Origin of the sequence: Streptomyces sp. WI03-4A (assembly GCF_033792105.1) — a bacterium.
Taxonomy (GTDB): domain Bacteria; phylum Actinomycetota; class Actinomycetes; order Streptomycetales; family Streptomycetaceae; genus Streptomyces; species Streptomyces collinus_A.
In genome coordinates this window covers 100,814-126,861 of record NZ_JARAUO010000018.1, presented here as the reverse complement: position 1 = coordinate 126,861, position 26,048 = coordinate 100,814, and the positions used below count along the sequence as shown (strand labels likewise).

The 26,048-nt window shown below is 74.5% G+C and carries 26 protein-coding genes; 17 read left to right on the top strand and 9 right to left on the bottom strand.

Going from position 1 to position 26,048, the window contains the following annotated elements; all coding sequences use genetic code 11:
- Nucleotides 1-105 precede the first annotated feature (105 nt).
- Nucleotides 106-771 (top strand): TetR/AcrR family transcriptional regulator, encoded by a 666-nt coding sequence (locus tag PV343_RS20020; protein WP_319148318.1) that lies wholly within the window; start codon nt 106-108, stop codon nt 769-771.
- Between the two features lie 206 nt (nt 772-977).
- Complete coding sequence (locus PV343_RS20015; RefSeq protein WP_319148317.1) at nt 978-2,129, top strand: FAD-dependent oxidoreductase; 1,152 nt, start codon at nt 978-980, stop codon at nt 2,127-2,129.
- Nucleotides 2,130-2,200: 71 nt separating this feature from the next.
- Here the strand turns inward: PV343_RS20015 and PV343_RS20010 are convergent, their stop codons facing one another.
- Nucleotides 2,201-2,881, bottom strand: a complete 681-nt coding sequence (locus PV343_RS20010) for a TetR/AcrR family transcriptional regulator (protein WP_319148316.1) — start codon at nt 2,879-2,881, stop codon at nt 2,201-2,203.
- A gap of 105 nt (nt 2,882-2,986) precedes the next feature.
- Here PV343_RS20010 and PV343_RS20005 point away from each other — a divergent pair, with 105 nt between their 5' ends.
- Both PV343_RS20005 and PV343_RS20000 read left to right on the top strand, forming a co-directional pair.
- On the top strand, nt 2,987-3,544 hold the full coding sequence (locus tag PV343_RS20005; protein ID WP_319148315.1) for an NAD(P)H-dependent oxidoreductase: 558 nt from the start codon (nt 2,987-2,989) through the stop codon (nt 3,542-3,544).
- Between the two features lie 227 nt (nt 3,545-3,771).
- A complete protein-coding gene (locus PV343_RS20000) occupies nt 3,772-4,752 on the top strand; it encodes an alpha/beta hydrolase (RefSeq protein WP_319148314.1) in 981 nt (326 codons plus the stop codon).
- 52 nt (nt 4,753-4,804) lie between these two features.
- On the opposite strand, the gene PV343_RS19995 is transcribed toward PV343_RS20000, so the two are convergent.
- The gene (locus tag PV343_RS19995; protein WP_319148313.1) at nt 4,805-5,305 is read right to left on the bottom strand and encodes a (2Fe-2S)-binding protein; all 501 of its coding nucleotides are present in this window, start codon (nt 5,303-5,305) and stop codon (nt 4,805-4,807) included.
- Nucleotides 5,306-5,324: 19 nt separating this feature from the next.
- Nucleotides 5,325-7,445, bottom strand: a complete 2,121-nt coding sequence (locus PV343_RS19990; protein ID WP_319148343.1) for a xanthine dehydrogenase family protein molybdopterin-binding subunit — start codon at nt 7,443-7,445, stop codon at nt 5,325-5,327.
- Nucleotides 7,446-7,722: 277 nt separating this feature from the next.
- On the opposite strand from PV343_RS19990, the gene PV343_RS19985 reads away from it, so the two are divergent.
- The 3 genes from PV343_RS19985 to PV343_RS19975 all read left to right on the top strand — a co-directional run bounded on the left by PV343_RS19985 (nt 7,723) and on the right by PV343_RS19975 (nt 11,292).
- A complete protein-coding gene (locus PV343_RS19985) occupies nt 7,723-9,147 on the top strand; it encodes an amidase (RefSeq protein WP_319148312.1) in 1,425 nt (474 codons plus the stop codon).
- A gap of 227 nt (nt 9,148-9,374) precedes the next feature.
- Nucleotides 9,375-9,593, top strand: coding sequence for a hypothetical protein (locus PV343_RS19980; RefSeq protein ID WP_319148311.1), 219 nt, complete (start codon nt 9,375-9,377; stop codon nt 9,591-9,593).
- 133 nt (nt 9,594-9,726) lie between these two features.
- Nucleotides 9,727-11,292 (top strand): flotillin family protein, encoded by a 1,566-nt coding sequence (locus PV343_RS19975; protein ID WP_319148310.1) that lies wholly within the window; start codon nt 9,727-9,729, stop codon nt 11,290-11,292.
- A gap of 143 nt (nt 11,293-11,435) precedes the next feature.
- On the opposite strand, the gene PV343_RS19970 is transcribed toward PV343_RS19975, so the two are convergent.
- Nucleotides 11,436-11,864: a hypothetical protein gene (locus PV343_RS19970; RefSeq protein WP_319148309.1), complete on the bottom strand. Its 429-nt coding sequence runs from the start codon at nt 11,862-11,864 to the stop codon at nt 11,436-11,438.
- An 8-nt stretch (nt 11,865-11,872) separates the two neighbouring features.
- Nucleotides 11,873-12,556 carry a helix-turn-helix transcriptional regulator gene (locus PV343_RS19965; RefSeq protein ID WP_319148308.1) on the bottom strand — a complete coding sequence of 228 codons (684 nt, stop codon included), beginning with the start codon at nt 12,554-12,556 and terminating at the stop codon, nt 11,873-11,875.
- A 96-nt stretch (nt 12,557-12,652) separates the two neighbouring features.
- Between PV343_RS19965 and PV343_RS19960 the strand changes: the two genes are divergently transcribed.
- Nucleotides 12,653-13,081, top strand: a complete 429-nt coding sequence (locus PV343_RS19960) for a hypothetical protein (protein WP_319148307.1) — start codon at nt 12,653-12,655, stop codon at nt 13,079-13,081.
- 49 nt (nt 13,082-13,130) lie between these two features.
- Nucleotides 13,131-13,577 (top strand): type II toxin-antitoxin system PemK/MazF family toxin, encoded by a 447-nt coding sequence (locus PV343_RS19955; RefSeq protein ID WP_319148306.1) that lies wholly within the window; start codon nt 13,131-13,133, stop codon nt 13,575-13,577.
- A gap of 140 nt (nt 13,578-13,717) precedes the next feature.
- Here PV343_RS19955 and PV343_RS19950 read toward each other — a convergent pair whose 3' ends face one another.
- Complete coding sequence (locus tag PV343_RS19950) at nt 13,718-14,551, bottom strand: TIGR02452 family protein (protein ID WP_319148305.1); 834 nt, start codon at nt 14,549-14,551, stop codon at nt 13,718-13,720.
- Nucleotides 14,552-14,826: 275 nt separating this feature from the next.
- Between PV343_RS19950 and egtA the strand changes: the two genes are divergently transcribed.
- From egtA to egtD, 4 genes are read left to right on the top strand one after another with little or no spacing between them, the layout of a single operon-like run.
- Complete coding sequence (egtA, locus tag PV343_RS19945; RefSeq protein ID WP_319148304.1) at nt 14,827-16,176, top strand: ergothioneine biosynthesis glutamate--cysteine ligase EgtA; 1,350 nt, start codon at nt 14,827-14,829, stop codon at nt 16,174-16,176.
- A complete protein-coding gene (gene egtB, locus PV343_RS19940; RefSeq protein ID WP_319148303.1) occupies nt 16,173-17,507 on the top strand; it encodes an ergothioneine biosynthesis protein EgtB in 1,335 nt (444 codons plus the stop codon). Before egtA ends, egtB begins: the two co-directional genes overlap by 4 nt.
- Complete coding sequence (gene egtC, locus PV343_RS19935) at nt 17,507-18,322, top strand: ergothioneine biosynthesis protein EgtC (protein WP_319148302.1); 816 nt, start codon at nt 17,507-17,509, stop codon at nt 18,320-18,322. Before egtB ends, egtC begins: the two co-directional genes overlap by 1 nt.
- Entirely contained in the window at nt 18,319-19,281 is a 963-nt protein-coding gene (egtD, locus tag PV343_RS19930; protein WP_319148301.1) for an L-histidine N(alpha)-methyltransferase, read from the top strand. Before egtC ends, egtD begins: the two co-directional genes overlap by 4 nt.
- A gap of 51 nt (nt 19,282-19,332) precedes the next feature.
- Here egtD and PV343_RS19925 read toward each other — a convergent pair whose 3' ends face one another.
- Nucleotides 19,333-20,589 carry an extracellular solute-binding protein gene (locus PV343_RS19925; protein ID WP_319148300.1) on the bottom strand — a complete coding sequence of 419 codons (1,257 nt, stop codon included), beginning with the start codon at nt 20,587-20,589 and terminating at the stop codon, nt 19,333-19,335.
- Nucleotides 20,590-20,845: 256 nt separating this feature from the next.
- Between PV343_RS19925 and PV343_RS19920 the strand changes: the two genes are divergently transcribed.
- A complete protein-coding gene (locus tag PV343_RS19920; protein WP_319148299.1) occupies nt 20,846-21,070 on the top strand; it encodes a dodecin in 225 nt (74 codons plus the stop codon).
- Nucleotides 21,071-21,080: 10 nt separating this feature from the next.
- Here PV343_RS19920 and PV343_RS19915 read toward each other — a convergent pair whose 3' ends face one another.
- Nucleotides 21,081-21,572, bottom strand: coding sequence for a hypothetical protein (locus PV343_RS19915; protein WP_319148298.1), 492 nt, complete (start codon nt 21,570-21,572; stop codon nt 21,081-21,083).
- Between the two features lie 59 nt (nt 21,573-21,631).
- Here PV343_RS19915 and PV343_RS19910 point away from each other — a divergent pair, with 59 nt between their 5' ends.
- Both PV343_RS19910 and PV343_RS19905 read left to right on the top strand, forming a co-directional pair.
- Complete coding sequence (locus PV343_RS19910; protein ID WP_319148297.1) at nt 21,632-22,039, top strand: (2Fe-2S) ferredoxin domain-containing protein; 408 nt, start codon at nt 21,632-21,634, stop codon at nt 22,037-22,039.
- A 101-nt stretch (nt 22,040-22,140) separates the two neighbouring features.
- A complete protein-coding gene (locus PV343_RS19905; RefSeq protein WP_319148296.1) occupies nt 22,141-23,145 on the top strand; it encodes an LLM class flavin-dependent oxidoreductase in 1,005 nt (334 codons plus the stop codon).
- A 7-nt stretch (nt 23,146-23,152) separates the two neighbouring features.
- Here the strand turns inward: PV343_RS19905 and PV343_RS19900 are convergent, their stop codons facing one another.
- Entirely contained in the window at nt 23,153-25,633 is a 2,481-nt protein-coding gene (locus PV343_RS19900) for an ATP-dependent Clp protease ATP-binding subunit (protein ID WP_319148295.1), read from the bottom strand.
- 156 nt (nt 25,634-25,789) lie between these two features.
- On the opposite strand from PV343_RS19900, the gene PV343_RS19895 reads away from it, so the two are divergent.
- Nucleotides 25,790-25,987, top strand: coding sequence for an antitoxin (locus PV343_RS19895; protein ID WP_317446641.1), 198 nt, complete (start codon nt 25,790-25,792; stop codon nt 25,985-25,987).
- Nucleotides 25,988-26,048: the final 61 nt, after the last annotated feature.

Sequence of the window (26,048 nt, the reverse complement as noted above, 5' to 3'; positions counted from 1 at the left end):
GGGGGAACGTGGTTCACCGCTGAACGAAAGAAGCCGCGCAGATCAGTGGACGAACATGTTCGTGCCGAACTTGTTCGTCACGAACGTGTTCGCTACGCTCGTCGCATGACAGCCGCCGCTCCGCGCTCCCGCCGTGACCGCCCCGCCAAGCCCGCCCTCTCCCGGGAGGGCATCGTCACCGCCGCGGTGGCGATCCTGCGCGCCGAGGGCCTGCGCAAGGTGACCATGCGGCGGCTCGCCCAGGAGCTCGACACGGGCCCCGCCTCGCTGTACGTCTACGTCCGCAACACCGACGAGCTGCACGCGGCCGTCCTGGACGAACTGCTCGGCACGATGGACCCCGTGCCGGCCGAGGGCACCTGGCGGGAGCGGCTGGAGCAGGCGCTCACCGCCTACACGCGGGTGCTCCTGGAGCATCCGAGCCTCGCCCGCTCGGCACTGACCGCGTGGCCGAGCGGCCCGCACTACCTGGACCTGATCGAGACGCTGCTCGCCCTGCTGGACGAGGGCGGGGTGCCGCGCGAGCGGGCGGCCTGGGGCGTCGACCTGCTGCTCCAGCACGCCACCGCGACCGCGGCCGAGCACGCGGGCGACGAGCCCTCCGCCGACTGGCAGGCCCTGCGCGGCGCGCTGCGCGGAGCGTCCGCCGAGACCCACCCGCACATCGCCGCCGGCTCCGCCCTCCTGCTGTCCGGCGCGCCCGAAGCCCGGGCCTCCTGGGCGTTCCAGGCGCTGATCAACGGCATCGAGCGGACCGCCGTGCCCGACTGACGGCCACGACACCACACCGCCGTTCCCGACCGACGGCCACGACACCGCACCGCCGTTCCCGACCGACGACCGCCGCACGACCGCGCACGGCCGACGACCGGCGCACGCTCGCGCACTGCCGACGGCCACCACACCACCGCACGACCGCACGACGCGCGCACCGCCCCAGGCGTGCGCGACGACGCCGCATCCCCTGGAGGCACACCATGTCCATCCCCCACCACGAGATCGCCGTCATCGGTGCCGGACTCGGCGGGCTCGCGCTCGCCCGCGTGCTGCACGCGCACGGCGTCGAGGCCGCCGTGTTCGATCTGGACGCCTCGCCGGCCGCGCGGACCCAGGGCGGCATGCTCGACATCCACGACGACTCCGGCCAGGAGGCGCTGCGTGCGGCCGGGCTGCACGCGGAGTTCCTGACCCGGACGCACGCCGGCGGCCAGGCCGTGCGGGTCCTGGACCGGCACGGGGCGGTCCGTCTCGACGAGCCCGACGACGGCACCGGCGACCGCCCCGAGATAGACCGCGGCGACCTGCGCGACCTGCTGCTCGGCTCGCTGCCGGAGGGCACCGTCCGCTGGGGCGTGAAGGTGACCGGCGCGCGCCCGCTCGGTGACGGCCGGCACGAGGTGACGTCGGCCGACGGCGGCCGTTTCACCGCGGGGCTGCTGGTCGGCGCCGACGGCGCCTGGTCCCGCGTCCGTCCGCTGGTGTCGTCCGCCGAACCGGCGTACACCGGCGTGTCCTTCGTGGAGGCCGACCTGCTCGACGCGGACGGGCGCCACCCCGTGAGCGCCCGGGTGGTCGGCGGCGGCATGCTGTTCGCGCTGGGTCCGGGCCGGGGCTTCCTCGCGCACCGCGAGTACGACGGCAGCCTGCACGTGTACGCGGCCGTGACGGCGCCGGAGGACTGGCTCGACGGCATCGACTTCACGGACGGCGAGGCGGCAAGGGCGGCCGTGCTGAAGGAGTTCGACGGCTGGGACGAGAGCCTGCGGGCGCTGGTCCGGGACGCGGACGGGACGCTGGTGCCCCGGCGGATCCAGGCACTGCCGGTCGGACACCGCTGGGACCGGGTCCCCGGCGTCACCCTGCTCGGCGACGCCGCGCATCTTATGTCGCCGTTCGCGGGTGAGGGCGCCAACCTGGCCCTGCTCGACGGCGCCGAACTGGGCCTCGCGATCGCCGCGCACCCCGGGGACACCGAGACCGCGCTGGCCGCCTACGAGGAGCGGATGTTCCGGCGCGCCGAGGCGTCCGCCGCCGAGTCCGCGCACAGCGGAGAGCTGCTGTTCCGCGCCGACGCGCCGCAGGGGCTGCTCGACATGTTCGCCGGCCACGACAGCGCGCGGGACGTCTGAGCGGCGTCGCGTCGTCGCGTAAGCGCCGCTCGGCGGGCCGGCCCACGGCAGGGAACCTCGCGGAGGTGGGGTCAGCTGGACGGCTCGGTGCGGGTGAGCCGGGCGACGAGGTCGATCCAGCCGGTCTCCAGCCGTTCCATGGGCATGCCGCACTGCCGGGTCAGATGGTGGATCAGGGCGGGGTCCAGGTATGCCAGCAGGGTCTGGGCGAGGAGGTCGCAGTCGGCGTCCGGCACGATCTGCCGCAGCAGCATCGTGACGTGGGTGCGCAGCGCGCCGAGCGCCGGATGGGCGAACCGCCGGTCCGGCTCGGGCTGGGCGGCGAGCTGGAGGTCCAGTTGCTCGGCCGACCGGTACAGCACCGCCACGCCGAAGGCGCGCAGCCGGTCCAGTGGGGGTGCGCCGGGACCGAGCGGTGGCGGTCCGCCGAGGAAGTCGGCCTGCAGCCGCCTGCCCGAGTGGTCGAGCAGCGCCATGAGCAGGCCGGTGCGGTCGCCGAAGCGGCGGAACACGGTCCCCTTGCCGACCTGGGCCGCGGCGGCCACTGCCTCCATGGTCACCCCGGCCACCCCGTGCTCCGCGATCAGCCGGGCGGCCGCCTCCAGGAGCCGGGCCCGGTTGCGGGCCGCGTCGGCCCGCAGGCACGGTTCCTCGGGGCCCGTGCCGACCTCCAGCAGCTGGGGCGACTCGACGGGCTCCTGAGGCTGGGGGCAGGGCGGCAGGACGCTGGACATGAAGACAGCGTAAAGCATGGGGAACAAAACTGGACCGCGGTCCGCTTAGCCTGATACAAAAGCTAAGCGGACCTCGGTCCGGTTCCTGACAGCGATGTTTTCAGTCCTTTTTGGAGATCTCCCATGTCTGTTCGCATCCTCGCGCTCGTCGGCAGCCTGCGTGCCGGTTCGCACAACCGCCAGCTCGCCGAGGCGGCCGTCAAGCTCGCCCCCGAGGGTGCCGAGGTCGACCTCTTCGAGGGCCTGGCCGACGTTCCCTTCTACAACGAGGACCTCGACGTCGAGGGCAGCGTCCCGGAGGCCGCCGCCAAGCTGCGCGCCGCCGCCCAGGCCGCCGACGCCTTCCTGCTCTTCTCGCCCGAGTACAACGGCACCATCCCGGCCGTCCTGAAGAACGCCATCGACTGGCTGTCCCGCCCGTACGGCGCCGGCGCCTTCGGCGGCAAGCCCGTCGCCGTCATCGGCACCGCCTTCGGCCAGTACGGCGGCGTGTGGGCGCAGGACGACACCCGCAAGGCCGTGGGCATCGCCGGCGGCAAGGTGATCGAGGACATCAAGCTGTCCATCCCCGGCTCCGTGACCCGCTTCGCCGAGACCCACCCGGTCGACGACGCCGAGGTCGCCGCCCAGCTCACCGAGGTCGTCGCCCGTCTGCACGGCAACGTGGGCGCGGCCGCCTGAGCCGCGGTACCACCCGCCGCGGAGGGGGCCGGAGCCGTAACCAGGTTCCGGCCCCCTCCGCGTGCCGTCATTCTCGGCGCGCCCCGCTCGTCGGCCTCGCCTCTTCTCGGGGTATGCGGATCATGGACGCGGGAGCCTCACCCCCTCGGGACGGCGCCCGCGCCGCCCGGGGCGCGTACGGCGTGCCGCGGGTACCCGAAGCGCATGCGTGCAGGTGAGGAGAAGCCATGGCCCCCGTCCCGCCCCCGCCCCCTTTCGATCCGGAGCTGGCCGCCGCGCTGGACCTGGTCAAGGACGTGCTCTCGCCCGGGCTCGCCCTGGACGAGATCCCCACCGCGCGGCAGGGCGCGGGCATGGAACTGCTCGGGCTGATCGACGTCACGATGGGCGGTGCCTTCGAGGCGGAGGACCGTACGGTGCCGGGCCCGCCCGGAGCACCGGACGTCTCCCTGCTCGTCTGCCGCCCGGTGGACGCCGATCCCGCCGTCCCGCTGCCGGTGATCTACCACGTCCACGGCGGCGGCATGATCCTCGGCAACAACCGGGCCGGCGTGGACGGCCCGCTGGCCTGGGCGCGGGAGCTGGGCGCGGTGGTCGTGTCGGTGGAGTACCGCCTCGCTCCCGAACACCCGCACCCGGCGCCGGTCGAGGACGCGTACGCCGGTCTGCTGTGGACCGCCGGGCATGCCGGGGAGTTCGGCGGCGACCCGGACCGGATCGTGCTCGCGGGCTCCAGCGCGGGCGGTGGCCTGACCGCCGCACTCGCCCTCCTCGCCCGGGACCGCCAGGGGCCGCCGCTCATCGGCCAGCTCCTGATGTGCCCGATGCTGGACGACCGCAACGAGACCGTCTCCAGCCACCAGATGGCGGGCGTCGGTGTCTGGGACCGCACGGCGAACGAGACGGCGTGGACGGCCCTGCTCGGCGACCGCCGGGGCGGCCCCGACGTCTCCCCGTACGCCGCCCCCGCCCGCGCGGACGACCTGTCCGGCCTGCCCCCGGCCTTCCTCGACGTCGGCTCGGCCGAGACCTTCCGGGACGAGGTCGTCGACTACGCCTCCCGGATCTGGCAGTCGGGCGGCGTGGCCGAACTCCACGTCTGGCCGGGCGGCTTCCACGGCTTCGACGGCTTCGCCCCCCAGGCGTCCCTCTCCCTGGCGGCCCGCGCAGCCCAACTGGACTGGCTGCGCCGCCTGTTGACCCACTGAGGCCCCGACGGGCCGGAACCGCCCACGGGGGCGGCCCCGGCCCGGGTACATCTCAGCCCACGGGGTCCGGGTCCACCCCCGGCCGGGCCACCCCCTCCGAACGGCTCGCGGCCGCCTGCTTGATCGCTTCTCGGATGCGGGCGTACGTGCCGCAGCGGCAGATGTTCTCGATGGCGTCGATGTCGGCGTCCGTGGGGTCGGGGGTGTGGGACAGGAGGGCGGCGGCGGCCATGATCTGGCCGGGCTGGCAGAAGCCGCACTGGGCCACGTCGCAGGTGAGCCAGGCCTGTTGGACGGGGTGCAGGGTGTCGCCGTCGGCCAGGCCCTCGATGGTGGTGACGGTGCGGTCCGCGCAGTCGGCGACCGGGACCACGCAGGGCTGGATCTCGGCGCCGTCCAGGTGGCTGGTGCAGGCACGGCAGACGCCCACGCCGCAGCCGTACTTGGGGCCGGTGACGCCCAGGAGGTCGCGCAGGACCCACAGCAGGGGCATGTCGGCGGGTGCCCGGACGGTGACCGGCCGGCCGTTGAGGGTGAAGGTGTACGCGCGCATGGGGGCCTCGGGTCGTGGGTCAGAAGGTGAGCGGGAAGCTGCGGGGCACGGTGCCGGTGGCCCGGGCGTAGGCGTTGGCGACGGCCGCGGAGGCGGCGGGGACGCCGAGTTCGCCGGCGCCGCCCGGTTCCCTGGTCGAGGGCAGGATGTGGGCCTCGAAGGAGAGCGGGGCGTCGCGCTGGCGGGCGTAGCGGAAGTCGGCGTAGCTGCCCTCGCGCACCGCGCCCCGGTCGATGTGCAGGCCCGCCTGGAGCACCACCGAGATGCCGTCGGTGGCGGCGCCCATCAACTGCGCCTCCAGGCCGCGGGGGTTGACGGCGATGCCGACGTCGGCGGCCATCACCACCTTGGTCACCCGTGGGTGCTTCGGGTCGCTCGCGTCGATCTCGGCGAGGCAGGCGACGCTGGAGCCGTACTCCTCGTGCACGGCGACGCCCTGCGCGGTGCCGGCCGGCAGCGCGCGGCCCCACCGGCCGGCGCTCGCCGCCTTGTCGAGGACGGCCCGGGCCGTCTTGGTGCGCAGGGTCGTCCGGCGGAAGGCCACCGGGTCGTGGCCGAGGCTGCGGGCGACCTCGTCCACGACGATCTCCTCCGCGGTGCGCACGGTCCCGGAGTCCACCGACCGCCAGGCGCCGAGCGGCATGGCCAGCTCGATGCCGCCCGAATCACCCGATATCCGGCCGAAGTTGTACAGGCCGCCGGTGCTGGGCAGCGGGCCCGACGCCCGTGCGCCCCCCTGCGGGGCGAGGCCGGCGCCGTCGTACGCCTCCGAGACGGACGCCGTCACCTGCTCGAAGGCCACCACCCGGCCCCCGGACACGCTGGCCCGGACCCGGTGGTGGCTGGCGGGGCGCATCCGGCCGTGCCGGATGTCGTCGCCCCGGCTCCACATCAGCTTCACCGGGCGCCGGGCCGCCTTGGAGACCAGCGCCGCCTCGATCGCCGCGTCGAAGTTCAGCCGGCGGCCGAACGAGCCGCCGGCGCGCGTCACATGGACCCGGACCGCCGACGGGCGCAGGCCGACCGCCTCCGCGACGGCGTCACGCGCGTCCATCGGGGTCTGCGAGGAGAACCACAGCTCCGCGCGGTCGGGCCGGACGTCCGCCAGGGCCGTGAGCACCTCCATGGGGGCGTGCCCGACGAAAGCGAACGCGAACTCGCCCGTCACCTGGGTCGAGCCGCGGGGCGGGGTGCGGAACCGGGGCACGGCGGCCTTCAGCCGGGCGCGGATCCGGTCGTCCGACAGGGCGGCGAGCGGCCCCGGCGCCCAGGTGAGGCGGAGCGCGTCCCGGGCGGTGAAGGCGTGGTGGAAGGTGTCCGCGACGACGGCGACCCCGCCGGGCAGCCGGACCACCGCGTGGACCCCCGGCATGGCCCGGGCGGCCCGGGCGTCCACCGAGACCAGTTCGCCGCGGATCGTCGGCGGCCGGGCCACCACCGTCGGCTTCGCCCCGGCGACGGCCAGGTCACCGGCGTACTTCGCCCGCCCGGTGACGATGTCCCGGGCGTCGATCCTGGTCGTCGGCCGGCCGATCACCCGGTGCCGGGAGGGGGGTTTGGGCCGGTCCGGGACGTCGGTACGGCGGATCCGGGAGGCGCTCGCGGTCAGCGAGCCGAAGGTGGCGGTGCGCCCGTCCGGGGCGACGACCATGCCGTCCCGGGTGCGCAGGGTCCGGGCGGGCAGGTGCCAGCGCCGGGCGGCCGCGGTGACCAGCCGGGCCCGGGCGGTGGCGGCGAGCTGCCGCGCGGGACCGTACAGCGAACTCACCGAACTCGACCCGCCGGTGTACTGGTTGCCCTTGGTCCTGGCGTCGGCCAGCGGGATCCGCACGTCGGCGAGGCGGGCGTCCAGTTCCTCGGCGATCATCATGGCCACGGCGGTGGTGATGCCCTGGCCGACCTCGGCCCGGGGCAGCCGTACGACGACCTGGCCGGCCGTCGTCACCTCCAGGACCAGCATCTCCTCGTCCGCGCCGGTCACCAGGACGCCCGCGCCCGGGTCCGCGGGGTCCGGCCGGGCGGGCGCGGCGCCCTCCGCGGACGAGGGGGTGGTGCAGGCGAGCGGGGCGGCGACGGTCAGCGTGGCCGCCGCCACCGTGCGGACGAGGAAACCGCGGCGGGACGGCCCCTCCGCGGGCATGGGCTGGGTGCGGTCCAAATGAGGGCTCCTGTCGGCGCGGGGCGGGCTCGGCCGAGGCCGGCACGGCACGGAGGGCGACGCGCGTCCGGTACGGCTGACTCGACAGAGAGGAGGGGCGCGATCCCGCGCCGGTTGCCTGACGGACCCGCTCCGCTCGGCCCAACCCCATTCCTCCGCCGCCAACTTGGCCGGATGTCGCCGGTGTGCACCCTGTACCGCGCGGGGCCCGCGAAGGTTACCGTTCGGTAGACAGCGTGCTCCCGGAGGTGCCCCCCACATGACGCCAGACCGTGCCGCAGGACTCGCGGAGTCCGTCCGCGCCCTCGCCGACGGGGAGGTGACCTCCCGCGAGCTGGTGGAACAGGCCCTCGCCAGGATCGAGGCCACCCAGCCGACCCTGAACGCCTTCCGGGTCGTACGCGCCGAGGCCGCGCTCGCCGAAGCGGACGCCGCCGACCGGGAGTTGACGGCCGGCGGCCGGCGGCCGCTGCTCGGCGTGCCGGTGGCGGTCAAGGACGACATGGACGTCGCGGGAGAGCCGACCGCCTTCGGCTGTGCCGGCGACTTCCCGCCGCTCGCCCAGGACGGCGAGGCGGTACGGCGGCTGCGCGCGGCCGGGGCCGTGATCGTCGGCAAGACGAACACCTGCGAGCTGGGCCAGTGGCCGTTCACCGAGGGCCCCGCGTTCGGCGACACCCGCAACCCGTGGCACACCGGCCACACCCCGGGCGGCTCCTCCGGGGGCTCGGCGGCGGCGGTGGCGGCCGGCCTGGTCGGGGCCGCGCTCGGCTCGGACGGTGCCGGCTCGGTGCGCATCCCGGCGTCCTGGACCCATCTGATCGGCATCAAGCCACAGCGCGGGCGGATCTCCACCTGGCCGCGCGGCGAGTCCTTCCACGGCATCACGGTCAACGGCACACTCGCCCGTACGGTCGCCGACGCCGCCCTGCTGCTCGACGCGGCCGGCGGCAACCACGCGCGGGACCCGCACCGGCCGCCGGCGCTCACGGTGGCGGACGCGGTCGGCCGCGACCCCGGCCGGCTGCGCATCGCCCTGTCCCTGAAGCCGCCGTTCACGGCGGTGCCCGCCCGGCTGCGCCCGGACGTCCGCGCCCGGATACTCGAACTCGCCGAGCGACTGGCCGCGTCGGGGCACACCGTCGAGGAGGCCGATCCGCCCTACGGCCAGATCGGGCTGACCTTCGTGCCGCGTGCCACCGCCGGTATCGCCGACTACGTCCGCGAGGCCCCCGACCCGGCGCTGCTCGACCCGCGCACCCGGGACGCGGCCCGGCTCGGCCGTCTGCTCGGCGGCGCCCCGCTGCGCGTGGCCCGGCGCGCCGAGGCCCTGCTGCACCGGCGGATCGGCGCGTTCTTCGGGTCGTACGACGTGGTCCTCGCCCCGACGACGGCCGCTCCCCCGCCCGCGATCGGTGCCCTGGCCGGGCTCAGCGGCTTCGCCACCGACCGCGCCATGATCGCCGCCTGCCCGTACGCCTGGCCGTGGAACGTGCTGGGCTGGCCCGGCGTCAACGTCCCCGCCGGGTTCGTGGGCGAAGGACTGCCGGTGGGCGCCCAACTGCTCGGCCCGGCCAACAGCGAACCGCTGCTGGTCTCCCTCGCCGCCCAACTGGAGGCGGAACTGCGCTGGCACGAACTGTGGCCGCCGTCGACGGCAACCCCCGACTCCGCGGCGGCGTGAGGGCGCCTTCCCCCGGCGGTGAGCACGGCGGACCCACCGTCTACCGGCCGCCTCGGCGGCGACCGCGGCCCGAGGGCGGACGCGACAGCGCGCGCCGCGCGGCGGTGCGCGCCGCACGGTGCGCGGCCGGGGCGATTCACGACCGGCGGCACCACGGCCCAGGCTCCGCACAAGCGGAGCGCTTCACGGCCGGCGGCAGCAGCGTGTCCCGCCCGTACGCTGTGACCATGGACGATGCGTCGATGGTCGGGCTCGTGGGGCGGGTGACGGGGACGGTCGGGCCCGGGCTGGTCGGCGAGGTGATGGTCCGGGTGCGCGGCGGCGCCGAGCACTTCCTCGCCTACGCGGCCGACGGCACGGCCCGGATGGAGCGCGGCACGGTGGTGATGGTGGTCGAGTACCTGCCGCCCAGGACGGTCTACGTCACCGCCGCCTACGACAACTGAGCATGCTCCGTCCCAGGTGAGGGCGGTATGCGTCAAGATTGCAACAAGGAATCCCCGGTACCTTCTCGCCGGGTTCCGGCAGGCGCACACTCCCCTAGTTCGGTGCCGAACAGGCACCATCCAAAGGGGGCGAATGCCGATGATCGTCGGCGTCGTTGCGGGGGCGGCCTGTGTTGCCGCCCTTGTTCTGATCGGTCTGTTCAAGATGATGTGGCGGGTCGCCGAACCCAACGAGGCGCTCATCATCTCCGGGTCCAAGCACCGCACCGAGGGCCTCGAGGAGGGCATGGGATTCCGCATCGTCACCGGGCGCGGCACCCTGGTGCTGCCCGGTGTGCAGGCGGTGCGCAAGCTCTCCCTGGACCTGAACGAGACCGAGCTGCACGTGGACTGCGTCACCCACCAGGGCATTCCGCTGAAGGTGCGAGGCGTGGTCATCTTCAAGGTGGGCGACGACTTCGTGTCGATCGCCAACGCGGCACGCCGCTTCCTCGACCAGCAGAAGCTGATGTCGGAGCGGGTGCACAACGTCTTCGCCGGTCACCTCCGCTCCATCGTGGGCGGCCTGACGGTCGAGGACATGATCCGCGACCGGGAGAAGCTGACCGGGCAGACCCGGGCGGCCTGCGGTACGGAGATGGAGAAGCTCGGCCTGATCGTCGACTCGCTGCAGATCCACGAGATCGAGGACCCGACGGGCTACATCCAGAACCTGGCCATGCCGCACGCGGCGGCCGTGCAGCGGGACGCGCGCATCGCGCAGGCGGAGGCGAACCGTCTCGCCACCGAGGCCGAGCAGCAGTCGTTCGCCCGGATGGCGGAGGCCACCCGGGACAGCGAGATCCTCCAGGCCGGCTACCAGGCCGAGCGGGACAACGCCTCGGCGAAGGCCCGGCAGGCCGGCCCGCTCGCCGACGCGGCGGCCCGGCAGGAGGTCGTCGTCCAGGAGACCCGGGTCGCCGAGCTGGAGGCGCACCGCAGGGAGCAGCAGCTCCAGGCGGACGTCCGCAAGCCGGCGGACGCCCGGGCCTACGAGACGCGGACGCTGGCCGAGGCCGAGCGCGACGCCCGGATCTCCGCGGCGCAGGCGCGGGCGAAGGAGACCGAACTCGCGGCCGCCGCCGAGGCGACCCGGGTCAAGACGGCCGCCGGCGCCGAGGCGGAGGCCACCAGGACCCGCGGTGCGGCCACGGCCGCGGCGACCCGGGCCACCGGTGAGGCGGAGGCCGCGGCCGCGCAGGCCAAGGGTCTGGCCACGGCCGAGGCGGCCAGGGCCAGGGGTCTGGCGGAGGCGGAGGCCATCAAGGCGCGGGCCGTCGCCCTCGCCGAGAACCAGGAGGCGGTCGTCGCCCAGCAACTGGCGGAGAACTGGCCGGAGATCGTCAAGGCCGGCGCGTCCGCGTTCGGCAATGTGGACAACATGGTGCTGCTCAACGGCGCCGACGGCATGGCCGACATGTTCGCCAAGGCGCTCACCATGGGCGGCACGGGTCTCGGCCTGGCCCGTCAGCTACTCGCGTCGATGAACCGGAACGGCACCCAGCACGGCAGCCACCACGGCGACAACGCCGGCAGCCCGAACGGGCACCGGGCCGGGGAGCCGGTCAAGGGCACGGCGCCGTCGCTCGACGGTGTGGTGGCTCCCGTGACCGCCTCGGCCCCCGTGACGCAGAAGGTGCCGCTGGAGCCGGAGAGCTGACGGGAGTTCCCGGAGAGCCGAGGAGAGTTGCCGGTGAGCTGAAGGGAGTTCACGGAGGCGGCGCGCCTCCGCAGCGAGCCGGCGGCAGGGCCGGGGCCCGCACCAGCGGCCCCGGCCCTGCCGTGTCGGCGGGCGTCGCCGGGTCAGAGCCTGACCAGGCCGACACCCAGCGCGACCAGCGCCAGGACCTTCGCGAACTCCAGTGCCACGTACCAGAGGTGGCCGCGCGAGCGGGGCAGGTCCTCGCCCGCGAGGACCCGATCGGACCTGCGGTTCAGCCGCGGCCGGACGACGGCCGGCTGCGCGGCCGACAGGACCGCCACGGCGGCGGTCAGCCAGGTCACGCCGGCCGGGGCGCCGCCCGCCACGACGGCGACGACCGCCACGGCGGCCAGGGCCGTCTCGACGGTGTTCAGCGCCCGGAACACCAGGCGGCCGATGCCCAGGCCGACGGGGATGGTCACGCCCGGGGCGCGGAACTTCAGCGGCGCCTCCAGGAAGGAGATCGCCAGCACCATGCCGAGCCAGACGAAGACGATCGCGCTCGCCGTGGCGGCCGCCGCGGGGTTCATCGGGGTGTTTATTCCTTCTGCGGTCCGCCGGGCACCTCGGTCAGGTGGGCCAGGCAGGAGTCGGGTTCGGCGAACGGCTCGAGGCCGGTGGCCGTCAGCGGGGCATCGAGTCCGGACAGCGCGCCCTGCATCAGCCCCAGGTGGAGCGGGCACACCAGCGAACCGTGCTCCTCGGCCAGTTCCAGGAAGGGGCAGTGCCCGAGGCGGACCCGGCGCGGTGCCGCGCCGGGCGCGTCCGCTCCCTCAGGCCGCGGGGCGAAGCCCAGGTCGTCCAGCAGGGCGACCAGCCGGGCCGCCGACCGCTCGGCGGTCGGCCGCTCGTGCGGCGGCAGCGGGTCGACCAGCAGACGGCCCCAGCCGCGCCCGGTCTCCATCGCCTCCGCGCGCGCCTCGGCCGGGTCGGCCGAGGCCCACCTGCCGAGCAGCATCCGGGCGAGCAGGCGGTAGCCGCGGGTGCCGCCGCGGTCCATGCCGGGCCGCGCGGTGTAGACCGCGCGGGGGCGGCCGGGTCCGGAGGGCGCCTCGGCGGTGCGCTCTGCCCGGCCCTCGGCGACCAGGGCGTCCAGGTGGAAGCGCACGGTGTTGGGGTGGACGCCGAGCCGGCCGGCGGCCTCCGTGACACCGAGCGGCCCCGGGGCGGTCCGCAGCAGGTCCAGCACCTTCCGGCGCTGGGGGCTCTCCCCCGTGACCATGGGCCGTCACCCCTCTCACCTGCGCGTATTTTGTACAGCCGGTACTTGTAGTAATGGTAGGGGCGGCAGCAGAGGCCGAGCAGCGAGGGGTGCCCCATGACGTCGTCGTCCGCGTTCGAGACCGGTCCGGGCGGGGAGCCGGACGCGGAGCCGCGGCTGCTGTGCGACACCGGCGCGCTGGCCGACGCCCCGCCGCAGGCGGCCGGGGTGCTGTGGAAGCTGGCCGAGACCGGCCGGCAGCTGGACGCCAACGTCGTCCGGCTCGCCCCGGGCGACCGGGTCGACTCCCACCGCGAGCCGGACCTGGACGTGCTGGTGCTCGTGGTCCGCGGGGACGGTGTGCTCGGCAAGGGGGCGACGGACGCGCCCGAGCCGCTGGCCGAGGGCGCCCTGTGCTGGCTGCCGCACGGCTCCGCGCGCAGCATCACCGCGGGCGGGCACGGCCTGACGTACCTGACCGTGCACCGCCGCCGCCCGGGCCTGCGGATCCGGTCGCACGCGGCGGCGGCGCCGGTCCAAACCTGAGACGCCGGGCGCCCGTTGCCCGTCGGGACCGGACGGTTAGGGTGCGGGCGTGAGCACGTACAACGACGAAGAGGTCCCGGGCCGTCGCGGCCCCCACGCCACCACCGAGGCCGACCCGCGCGAGGTCGGCGCGGTGCGCACCGAGTACTCCCCCGCCCACGACGGCGACCCGGACCCCGGGGAGATCGTCTGGACCTGGGTGCCGTTCGAGGAGAACGACGGCCGGGGCAAGGACCGCCCGGTGCTGGTCGTCGCCCGGGAGGCGGCGGGCACCTTCCTCGCCGTCCAGCTCTCCAGCAAGCGGCACGACGACGACCGGGAATGGGTGGCGATAGGCAACGGCCCCTGGGACCGGTCGGACCGGGACTCGTGGGTGAACGTGGACCGTGTGCTGCGGCTGCACGAGACCGGGATGCGCCGGGAGGCGTGCGCGCTCGACCGGATGCGGTTCAACCTGGTCCGGCAGCGGCTGCACCAGCGGTACGGCTGGACCTGACCGGACCCGCTGATGCCCGGCCGGGCCCGGCTGACCTGAATGCCCCGTCCCCGCCCGGGCGCCCCCGGCCGGTTCGACCGCCCCGTGCCGGCCCGCTCGGGTCTGCCGTGCCGCCGGCTCCGTCCCCGCCCGGCCAGGACCTACCGCGCCGCCGGCTCCGTACGCGCCGGGAACGCCTTCTCGAAGGCCGCCCGGACCGTCGCGCCCGGCGTGCTGTCCAGGATGCCGAACACCACGTGTTCGAAGGTCCGGGCGAACCGGCCGCCGGGCCCGAGCAGGGTCCGGAAGGCGCCCGCGACCTGCGCCGGGTCGTTCTGGAAGACGCCGCAGCCCCAGGCCCCGAGCACCAGCCGCCGGTAGCCCTGGGCGGCGGCGGTCTCCAGCACGCGTTCGGCCCGCCGGGCCAGGGCGGCGGGCAGCTCACCGGCACGGTCGGGCGCGGTACGCCGTACGACGCCCGCGTTGGGAGCGGCGGCCGTCAGGAATCCGGCCGGAAAGGGCTCGGGCAGCAGGTCGCCGCGGTCGTCGCGGAACACCGGCACGGCCGGGGTGTGGATCACCCGGTCGGTGTAGAACGGGTCGCGGTGGGCGCGATGGTGGTCGTAGAACGGCCGGGCCCTGAGGAGGCAGGTGTACAGCGCCGAGGCACGGCACAGGGCCTCCTCCTGGGCCTGGGCGCCGTTCAGGTAGCCGCCGCCCGGGTTGCGGGCGGAGGCGAAGTTGAGCACGGCCACCGGCGTGTCCGCCCAGCGGCGGGCGGCCTCGAGGCTGCTCTCGCCGGTGACCTCGAAGGACGTCTCCGCGTCGCCGGTCCGGGGCACCGGAATGGGCCCGGGACCGAACATCCGCGTGCCCGCCCGGGCGGCCTCGACCGCCGCCGCCACGGACACCTGCCGGCCGTCCGGCGCGCGGTACTCCCCCGCCGCCACGATGCGCTCGGTCTGCGTCGCGATGCCGCGCAGGCGCGCGCTCATGGCGCCACCCCCGTGGACGCCGTGATCACGGCCCGCGCGGAATCCCCCGTCGTGCTCATGCACGCATCCTGGGTGATGCTGGGATGCGGTGCAACGGAGTTTCCCGGCCCCGGAACAGGCCGGGAACGCGCGAGGAAACGGAGGTTACCGATCCGGAACGTCCCGTTGGGCACTCTTGTGCGATTCGGCGCGAGGGTCTTGGGTGGGACGAGTGCCTGCGCGGCCCATCCCCGGGCCGGGCGGGTGGCATGGTGGAATCTCAGGAGGATCCCGACATGTCTGACTCGACACACGAAGGTGGCGACTGTACGGACCCCCGCACCGCCGTCACCGAAGCCGAGGTGGAGGCCCTCGTCCGGGGCATCTGCTTCAAAACCGGACCGCCCCGCACGCTCGGGGTCGAAGTGGAATGGTTCGTCCACGAGCTGCGGCTGCCGCAGCTCCCGGTGACACCCGAAAGACTCGAAGCGGCCTACGCCGCCCTGCGGACCGTGCCCCTGCGGTCGCCGCTGACCGTCGAACCCGGCGGCCAGCTGGAGCTGAGCTCGCCGCCCGCCGCCTCCCTGATGGAGTGCGTGGACGTCGTCTCGGCCGACCTGGACACCGTCCGCGCGGTCCTCGCCGAGCACGGCCTCGGACTGCTCGGCGCCGGCCACGACCCCTGGCACACGCCCCGCCGGTTCCTGCGCGAACCGCGCTACGACGCCATGGAGGCGTGCCTCGACCGTACCGGCACGGCCGGCCGGCACATGATGTGCACCTCGGCCTCCGTCCAGGTCTGCCTGGACGCCGGGCTGGAGCAACCCGGGCCGCTCGGGCACGAACGGCGCTGGTGGCTGGCCCACCATCTGGGCGCGGTTCTGGTGGCCGCGTTCGCCAACTCCCCGCTGGTCGGCCTGGAGCCCACCGGCTGGGCCTCCACCCGGCAGCTGCTGTGGATGGAGATCGGCGCCGGCCGGGCGGGCGCTCCCGCGCCGGACGGCGACCCCCGGAGCGCCTGGGCCCGGCACGTGCTGGACTCCCCGGTCATGTGCGTCCGCCGCGACAGCGGCCCCTGGCACGTGCCGGAGGAGCTGACGTTCCGCGAGTGGACCCGCTCGCGGTCCCCGCGGCCGCCCACCCGGGCGGATCTCGACTACCACCTGACCACCCTGTTCCCGCCGGTCCGGCCGCGCGGGCACCTGGAGCTGCGCATGATCGACGCGCAGCCCGGCGACGACGGCTGGATCGTGCCGCTGGCGGTCACGACGGCGCTGTTCGACGACCCGGAAGCCACCGAGGTCGCGCACCAGGCGGTGAAGCCCCTGGTGGAGCGGTCGCTGAACCTGCCCGCCCCGCACAATCCGCTGTGGCTCGACGCGGCCCGGCACGGGCTCGCCGACCCCGAGCTGCGGGAGGCCGCCGTCACCTGTTTCGAGGCGGCGCTGCGGGCGCTGCCCCGGCTCGGCGCCACCCCCGCGGTCACCGACGCCGTGGCGGCGTTCTCGGACCGCTACGTCGAGCGGGGCCGCTGCCCGGCCGACGACCTGCTGGACCGCCTGCACGGCACGAACACCCACCGGCCCCGGCCGCATGCGACCGGGGGCAGGCGCACCGCCCACGGGAGGAAGGACATCCGCACATGACCGCCCCCGAGACCGAGAAGACGTCGGTACCCGAGGCGGAGGTGCTGCGCGAGCGCGCGCTCGCCTCGCTCACCACCGCACGCGCTCGCACCACCCTGCTGACCAGCTGTGTGGAGGACCCCGATCTCACCGCACAGCACTCCCCGCTGATGTCGCCGCTGGTCTGGGACCTCGCGCACATCGGCAACCAGGAGGAGCAGTGGCTGCTGCGGGCGGTCGGCGGCCGCGAGGCGATGCGGCCCGAGATCGACGGCCTGTACGACGCCTTCGAGCACCCGCGGGCCGAGCGCCCCTCGCTGCCGCTGCTGCCGCCCGCCGAGGCCCGCGGTTACGCGGCCGAGGTGCGCGGCCGGGTGGTGGACCTGCTGACGGCCGCCGACTTCCACGGCAGCCGGCTGACCGAGGCCGGGTTCGCCTTCGGGATGATCGCGCAGCACGAACAGCAGCACGACGAGACCATGCTGATCACCCATCAGCTCCGCAAGGGTCCCCAGGCCCTGACCGCCCCGGACCCGGAACCGGTCCCGCTGTTCCCGGGCCCGGCCGAAGTCCTGGTCCCCGGCGGCCCGTTCACGATGGGCACCTCCACCGAACCCTGGGCGCTGGACAACGAGCGCCCGGCGCACCCGGTGGACGTGGCGCCGTTCTGGATCGACACCACCCCGGTGACGAACGCGGCGTACCAGGCGTTCATCGAGGACGGCGGCTACGACACGGAGCGCTGGTGGACACCGGAGGGCTGGGCGCACGTCCGGCAGCACTCGCTGACCGCCCCGCTGTTCTGGCGCCGGGACGGCGGGCAGTGGCTGCGGCGCCGCTTCGGGGTCACCGAGGCGGTGCCGGCCGACGAGCCGGTGCTGCACGTGTGCTGGTACGAGGCGGACGCCTACGCCCGCTGGGCCGGCCGCCGGCTGCCCACCGAGGCGGAGTGGGAGAAGGCCGCCCGCCACGACCCGGTCTCCGGCCGCTCCACCCGCTATCCGTGGGGCGACGCCGACCCGGAGCCCGAGCACGCCAACCTGGGCCAGCGGCACCTCAGGCCCGCCCCGGCCGGCAGCTACCCGGCCGGCGCGTCGCCGCTGGGCGTGCGCCAGCTCATCGGGGACGTGTGGGAGTGGACGTCGAGCGACTTCCTGCCGTACCCGGGGTTCCGGACGTTCCCGTACAAGGAGTACTCGGAGGTGTTCTTCGGCCCCGCGTACAAGGTGCTGCGGGGCGGCTCGTTCGCCGTGGACCCGGTGGCGTGCCGGGGCACGTTCCGCAACTGGGACCACCCGATCCGGCGGCAGATCTTCTCCGGGTTCCGCACCGCCCGCTCGGAGGCCGTCTGATGTGCCGCCACCTCGCCTACGTGGGGCCGGAGGAGTCGCTCGGCCGGCTCCTCGTGGAACCACCGCACAGCCTGTACCGGCAGTCGTGGGCGCCGCGGCGGCAGCGGCACGGGACGGTCAACGCCGACGGTTTCGGGGTGGGCTGGTACGTCGCGGACGACCCGGTGCCGGCCCGCTACCGGCGGGCGGGGCCGGTCTGGGCAGACCTGTCCTTCGCCGACCTGGCCCGGGTGGTGCGGTCCGGCGCGGTGCTCGCCGCCGTACGCGACGCGACCCTCGCGGGCGCGGACGCCGAGGCCGCGGCGGCACCCTTCGCCGCCGGGGAGTGGCTGTTCAGCCACAACGGCGCCGTGGCCGGCTGGCCGGACGCCGCGGCACCGCTGGTCGCGGCCCTGCCCCCGGTCGACCTGCTGTCGCTGCAGGCGCGCACCGACTCCGCCTTCGTCTGGGCGCTGGTGCTGCACCGGCTGCGCTCCGGCGACGAGCCCGCGCGGGCCCTGGGCACGGTGGTGCGCTCGCTCGCCGAGGCGGCGCCCGCCTCCCGGCTGAACCTGCTGCTCACCGACGGCGTCACCATCGCGGCCACCGCCTGGGGCGACAGCCTCTGGTACCGCGCCGAGCCCGGCACGGGCACGGTCGTCGCCTCCGAGCCGTACGACGACGACCCGCTCTGGCAGGAGGTCCCCGACCGCACCGTGCTCACCGCGAACCGGGCCGGCGTCCTGCTCGCCCCGCTCGAGGACCCGGCCCTCTCCCCCACTCCCAGCTCCGCCCGAGCGGGGGGACCCCCATCCCCGAAGGAGCCCCGTACGTGAGTCCCCTGCACGTCACCCGCACCCTCCCCGAGGACGCCACGGACGCCGCGCTGCGCGCCGATGTCCTGAGCGGCCTCACCGACCACCCCAAGACGCTGCCGCCGAAGTGGTTCTACGACGCCGTGGGCAGCGAGCTGTTCGAGCGGATCACCCAACTGCCCGAGTACTACCCGACGCGGGCCGAACGGGAGATCCTCGCCGACCGGTCCGGCGAGATCGCCGCCGCGAGCGGGGCGCGCACCCTGGTGGAGCTGGGTTCCGGCTCGTCGGAGAAGACCCGCTTCCTGCTCGACGCGCTCACCTCGCTGCGGTCCTACGTGCCCGTGGACGTCAGCGAGAGCGCTCTGACCCAGGCCGGGCGGGCGCTGATCGAGGAGCGGCCCGGCCTCGACGTGCACGCGCTCATCGCCGACTTCACCGCACCGCTGGAACTGCCGGCGACGCCCGGACCCCGGCTGGTGGCCTTCCTCGGAGGCACCATCGGCAACCTGCTGCCCGCCGAGCGGGAGAAGTTCCTCGCCTCCGTACGCGCGCTGCTCGCACCGGGCGACGGGCTGCTGCTCGGCACGGACCTGGTCAAGGACGAGCGGACTCTGGTCCGGGCGTACGACGACGCGGCCGGGGTGACGGCCGCGTTCGACAAGAACGTGCTGGCCGTCGTGAACCGGGAGCTGGGCGCCGACTTCGACCCGGACGCCTTCGACCACGTGGCGCTGTGGGACGCGGAGCGGGAGTGGATCGAGATGCGGCTGCGCTCCCGCACCGCGCAGACCGTCAAGGTGCCCGCGCTGGACCTCGCCGTGCACTTCGCGGCGGGCGAGGACCTGCGGACCGAGGTGTCGGCGAAGTTCCGCCGGGAAGGGGTGAGCGCCGAACTCGCCGCCTCCGGACTCGAACTGACCCACTGGTGGACGGATGCCGGGGGCCGCTTCGCGCTGTCGCTCAGCGTGGCGCGCTGAGCGGGGCGCACCGGCGAGGGCTCGCCGGCCGGGACGCGCGGCGCGCCCGGGTCAGCCCAGGTCGGTGGCGAGGGCCTCGGTGATCTTGCGGGAGGCCCGGCGGGCCTCGGTCGCCGGGTCCGCCCCGCCGATCACCCTGGTCATGTACCCCTTGATCGGGTTGTCGGCCTCGACGGCCGCCCACTGAGGGGTGTTGGGGGTCGCCCGGCCGTGTGCGGCGCCCGCCGCCATGGCGGCGACCCCCTCCTCCCCGGCGACCGCGCCGGCCAGCGTGGTCTTGTTGGGCACGTAGTTCATGGTGCGGGCGAGTTCGGTGTCCCATTTGGCGCCGGTGAGCGCCCCGATGACGGCGGTCGCGGCGAACTGGTCGTCGGTGTTCTGTGGGACGACGAGGTCGGAGCCGCCGGTGAAGACCGTGCCGGGCCGGGCGGCGCTCTTGCCGGGCACCGGGAAGAAGCCGAGCTTGCCCTTGAGGCCGGGGTTCTGCTGCACGATGGCCTGGGCGAGCCCGGGCACGGCGACGATCTGGGCGACCTTGCCGCCCGCGAACACCCCGGCCTGGGGCGGGTGTTCCTCGTCCGAGTCCACGGGGCCCTCGCCGAGCGCCTGGAGCCGCCGGTAGAAGGCCATGCCGCGCAGGGCGGCCGGGGTGTCCAGGGTGCCCCGCCACTCGTAGTCCTTCTCCTGGGCGAGTTCGCCTCCCTCGTCCCAGATGAAGCCGGAGAGCGTGTACCAGTCCTGTCCGGCGAGGTATATCCCCTGGTCGCCGCCCGAGTTCAGCTTCTCGGTGTCGTCGAGCCAGGCGTCGCGGGTCTTCGGCGGCTCGGTGACGCCGGCCCGCTCGAAGAGGTCCTTGCGGTAGATGACCACCCGGTTGGCCGCGTACCAGGGCACGCCGTACTGCTTGTTGCCCTCCTTGCCGGGTTCGGCGAGGCCCGGCAGCCAGTGCTCCGTGCCCCAGTCGCGCATGGACTCCAGGGTGAGGTCGGTGAGCCGGCCGTCGTCGACGTACTGCGGGACCTGGGTGTTGCCCACCTCGATGACGTCGGGGGCGTCCTTCGCGTGGCTCCTGAGCGCCTTCCGGACCTTCTCGACGATGCCGGTCCACTCCTGGATGCGGATGTCCAGGCGCTGGTCGGTGTGGGTGCGTTCGAAGTCCTCGGTGAAGCGCGCCAGGAACTCCTTGGAGGCACTGTCCTTCATCAGCCACACGGTGACGGTGTGCCGGTCGTGGCCGCCCGGGAGGAGGCCGCAGCCGCTCACGAGCGAACCGGTGACACAGATGAGGGCGAGCAGACGACGTCTCACGAGAGGGTCCTGTTCTGTCTGGCATGGGCGGTGCGGACAGGCGAGAGGGCCCGAGGTGGGGGGACGAGCGGAAGCTCGTACGGGTGTACGGGATTTTGGTATGGACCAATGCGTAGGTCAAGCGAAACGGGCGGTACAGGTGCGACATCTCGCGCACCGGGCGCGGATACGGCACGGTGGAGTACGGCGTGACACACCGGTCACGACGGACGTGAGGGACGCGTTCCGCGCTCTCACGGCGGAGAGGAGCACCCGCATGTCGAACCACACCTACCGGGTCACCGAGATCGTCGGCACCTCGCACGAAGGTCTCGACCAGGCCATCCGCAACGGCATCTCGCGTGCGGGACAGACGCTGCGCAACCTGGACTGGTTCGAGGTGACCCAGGTGCGCGGCCAGATCGAGAACGGCCGGGTCGAGCACTACCAGGTGGGCCTGAAGGTGGGGTTCCGCATCGAGGACGGCGACGGCGCGGAGTAGCCGGCGGTCGTCAGGTCCTGCCCTCGCGCTCCTGCGCGTCCTTCAGCGCCTCCGATTCGGCGGCCCAGCGGGCCCGCACGACGGTGAAGCCGGCCCGCTCGGCGTCGTCGCAGACGAGTTCGTCGTCGTCGACGAGCACCCGGACCTCGCGGTCGCGGGCGAGCCGCCGCAGGATCTCCAGCTTGGTGAACCGCGCGGGCCTGCGGTCGGCGTCCCGGCGCATGTGGACGCGGCCCTCGGGCAGCCCCTGGGCCGCGAGCCAGTCCAGCGTGTCGCGGCGGCAGCGCTCGGGCCGCCCGGTGAGGTAGACGATCTCGCACACCCGGGCCGTCTCCAGGACGAGCGCCACGCCCTCGGCGAGCGGCGGGTCGGCGGGCGCGGCGGCGAAGAACCCGTTCCAGTCGCGCGGTCTGCCCGTCAGGAAGTGCTGCCGGTGGGCGGTGTCGGCGAGGGTGTTGTCGAGGTCGAAAACCCCGACCGGACGTCCGCTGCTGTCGGTCACGGGTTCAGCGTAGTCACCCCGCCTCAACTTCCGCCGTCGGCGGGCCTCATGCTTCTGTCATGTCTTCCGCTCCCCGGCCCGTCCCGGCCGCCTCCGAACGCCCCTGCGCCGTCGTCGTCTGCCGGGGCTGCTGTTGCGGCGACCCGGCCAAGCACCCGGGGGCCGACCACCGGGGGCAGCTGGAGCGGCTGCGGGCGGCGGCCGCCGAGGGCGGTTTCGAGGTGCGGACGAGCGACTGCCTCGGCCCGTGCGACCAGGCGAACGTGCTGGTGGTGCGCCCGTCCGCCGAGGGCCGCCGGGCGGGCGGGCGACCCACCTGGATCGGGTTCGCCCTGGACGAGGCGTGCACCGACGAGGTCGCCGAGTGGGCCGGCGCGGGCGGTCCCGGGGTCGCCGGGCCGCCGCTCACGCTGGAGCTGCAGATGATCCGGGCGCCGCGCGGCGCCCGGGCCCGGACGGGGCGCTGACCGGCCGCCGGCGGCCGGGGCGCGCGCCCGGGCGGGCCGTGACGGGCCGTGGCCGTGGGTGACGGCGGGAATCCCCCGGCCGCCGCGGCGTTGAACCCTGCGTGAGTGCAGTGATCGCCCGGACCAGGTTCTCCGTCCTCGACCGCTCCCGTACCCGGGAGGGCGACCCGCCCGCCCAGGCGCTGCGGGACACCGTCGCGCTGGCCCGGGAGGCGGAGGCGCTCGGCTACCACCGCTTCTGGGTCTCCGAGCACCACGGGGTGCCCGGGGTCGCCGGGTCGGCGCCGACCGTGCTCGCCGCCGCCGTGGCGGCCGCGACCGGCACCATCCGGGTGGGCACCGGCGGGGTCATGCTGCCCAACCACCAGCCCCTGGTGGTGGCCGAACAGTTCGGGGTGCTCGAAGCGCTCTTCCCGGGCCGGATCGACATGGGGCTCGGCCGTTCCGTGGGCTTCACCGACGGGGTGCGCCGGGCACTGGGGCGCGGCAGGGAGGACGCCGAGGACTTCGCCGCGCAACTCGACGAGCTGCTCGGCTGGTTCGCCGGGACCTCACCGACCGGGGTGCACGCCCGGCCGGCGGAGGGCCTGCGCGTGCCGCCGTTCGTGCTGGCCATGGGCGAGGGCGCGCGCATCGCCGCCCGCGCCGGTCTGCCGATGGTCATCGGGGACCTGCGAGGGCGCGAGCGGATGCTGCGCGGCGTGGAGGAGTACCGCTCCCTGTTCCGCCCCTCGCCGTGGGCGCCGGAGCCGTACGTGATCGTCTCCGGCACGGTGGCCGTCGCCGGGACCGCCGAGGAGGCCCGGCGGCTGCTGGTCCCGGAGGCGTGGGCCATGGCGTACTCGCGGACCCACGGCACCTTCCCGCCGCTGGCGCCCGCCGAGGCGGTCCTGGAGCGCGCGATGACCGCGAAGGAACGCGGCTTCTACGAGTCCGGGCTCGGCGGGCACATCGCGGGCACCGGCGACCAGGTCGCCCACGAACTGGAGTCGGTGCTGAAGGAGACCGGCGCCGACGAGGTGCTGGTCACCACCAGCGGCCACGACCGCGCGGCGCTGCTGGACTCCTACCGGCGCCTCGCCGCGCTCTTCGCACCGGCTCGCTGAACGGGGCTCAGCCCTCCACGGCGGCCGGCTTGTCCGTCCGGATCTCCACCGAGCCGTCCGACGCGTCCACCACCGCCCGGTCGCCCGCCTCCAGTTGGCCGGAGAGCAGCAGGTCGGCGAGGCGGTCGTCCACCTCGCGCTGGATGGTGCGGCGCAGCGGGCGGGCGCCGAAGTCGGGCTGGTAGCCGAGGTTCGCGAGCAGGTCGGCGGCCGCGTCGGTGACCTCCAGGGAGACGTCCTGGGCGTGCAGGCGGCGCCGGGTGTGCTCGAGCATCAGGTCCACGACCTGGCGCAGTTCGGTGCGGTCCAGGCCGCGGAAGACGATGATCTCGTCGATGCGGTTGAGGAACTCCGGCCGGAAGTGCTGCTGGAGGACCGGCATGACCGCCTCACGGATCTTGCCGTAGTCCTCCGTGCCCGCGGCCAGGATGCGGTCGGCGCCGATGTTCGACGTCATGATGACGACGGTGTTCTTGAAGTCGACGGTACGGCCCTGGGAGTCGGTGAGGCGGCCGTCGTCCAGGAGCTGCAGCAGGGTGTTGAAGACGTCGGGGTGGGCCTTCTCCACCTCGTCCAGCAGCAGGACGGCGTACGGCTGCCTGCGCACGGCCTCGGTGAGCTGGCCGGCCTCCTCGTGGCCGACGTATCCGGGCGGGGCGCCGACCAGCCGGGAGACGGTGTGCCGCTCCTGGAACTCGCTCATGTCCAGGCGGATCATGCGGCTCTCGTCGCCGAAGAGGGCGGCAGCGAGCGCGCGGGCCAGTTCGGTCTTGCCGACGCCGGTCGGGCCGAGGAACAGGAAGCTGCCGACAGGACGGTTGGGGTCGCTCATGCCGGCCCGGGCGCGGCGCACGGCCCGGGCGACGGCGGTGATCGCCTCGTCCTGGCCGACCACCCGCTCGTGCAGGTGCTCCTCCAGCTTCATCAGCCGCTCCCGCTCCTCCTCGGTGAGCTGGGCGACCGGGATGCCGGTGGTGCGGGAGACGACCTGGGCGATGTCCTCGGCGGTGACCTTCGGGGCGTGCTCGTCGGTCCGGCCCGCCGCGGCCAGTTCGGCCTCGGCCTCCTTGATCCGGTCCCTGAGTTCCTTGGCGCGCTCGTACTCCTCGTCGGCGACCGCCTGGTCCTTCTCCCGGTTCAGGGCGGCGACGCGGTCCTCGATCTCCCGGGTGTCCTCCAGCGGGGTCTTGGCCCGCAGCCTGACCCGGGCGGCGGCCTGGTCCATCAGGTCGATCGCCTTGTCGGGCAGGAAGCGGGAGGTGATGTACCGGTCGGACAGCTCGGCCGCGGCGACCACCGCCTCGTCGGTGATGCGGACCTGGTGGTGGGCCTCGTAGCGATCGCGCAGACCGCGCAGGATCTCGATGGTGTCGTCGACGCTGGGCTCGCCGACCAGGATGGGCGCGAAGCGGCGCTCCAGGGCGGCGTCCTTCTCGATGTGCCTGCGGTACTCGTCCACCGTCGTCGCGCCGATCAGGTGCAGCTCCCCGCGGGCCAGGGCGGGCTTGAGCATGTTGCCGGCGTCCATCGCGCCCTCGCCGCCGCCTCCCGCCCCGACCATGGTGTGCAGCTCGTCGAGGAACAGGATGAGTTCGTCGCCGTGCTCGCCGACCTCGTCCAGCAGCTTCTTCAGGCGTTCCTCGAACTCGCCCCGGTACTTGGTGCCGGCCACCATGCCGGCCAGGTCCAGCGAGACCAGCCGCTTGTCGGCGAGCGTCCTCGGCACGTCGCCGGCGACGATGCGCTGGGCGATGCCCTCGACCACGGCGGTCTTGCCGACTCCGGGGTCGCCGATCAGGACGGGGTTGTTCTTGCTGCGCCGGGAGAGCACCTCGATGGTCTGCTCGACCTCGTCGTCGCGCCCGATCACCGGGTCGAGGCGGCCGTCGCGGGCGTCCTGGGTGAGATCACGGCCGTACTCGTCGACGGTCGGGGTGCTGCTGGGCTTCTTCCGCTCGGCCGTGCCCTCGGTGGGCAGCCGGGTGGGTTCCCAGCCGCCGTCGCCGAGCGCCTGCCCGGCGGCCGACTCCGGGTTGGCGGCGAGGGCCCGCAGCAGATGGCCGGGGCCGATGTAGGAGGCGCCCTCGGCCCGGGAGATGCGGTAGGCGTCCAGGAGGGCGCGCTTGGCCGACGGGGTGAGCGTCGTGGGTTCGGTCCGCTCGCCCCCGTTTCCGGCGGCGCCCAGTTGCTCGCGGAGCCGGTCGGGGTCGGTGCCGGACTCGGTGAGCAGGCGCCGCGTGGACTCGTTGCTGGTCGCCGCGGCCAGCAGGTGGCGGGCGTCCAGCTCCTCGCTGCCCTCGGCACCCGCGATGTCCCTGGCCTCCGCCACCAGCTCCATGGCCCGCTCGGAGAGCAGGCTGCCGATGTCGACGCGCTGGGGCCTGCGGGCGGCCGGGGCCGCCTGTCCGCCCGGCCCGAAGAACCGGGACATCAGCTCGTCGAACTCCTCGAAGGGACTGCGGCCGAATCCGAAGCCGGGTGTGCTCATGGGGCGGGCCTTTCTGTGGCGACGGACATACGCCACCAAACTGTCACAAACACTGTGGGCACGCATGGGGGCAGGGGTCGCCGGATCCCGAGATGCGGGTCCGGGCCGCAGCGGGGAGGCTGGGAGTGCGAGCCTCAAGCGACGAGGAGGGCTGCGATGTCCTTCATGGACAAGATCAAGGGCATGCTCAAGGGCCACGAGGACATGGCCGACAAGGGCGTGGACAAGGGCGGTGACTACATCGACCAGCGGACCGGGAACAAGTACAAGTCGCAGGTCGACACCGGCCAGGACAAGCTGCGGGACGAGTTCGGCACCAGGCCGCAGGGCCCGGACAACCCTCCGCGGCCGTAACCGGCGGGGGCGGCCCCGCCGCCGTGCGGCGCCCGGCTAGACTCGCGGGGTTTGTCCCCGC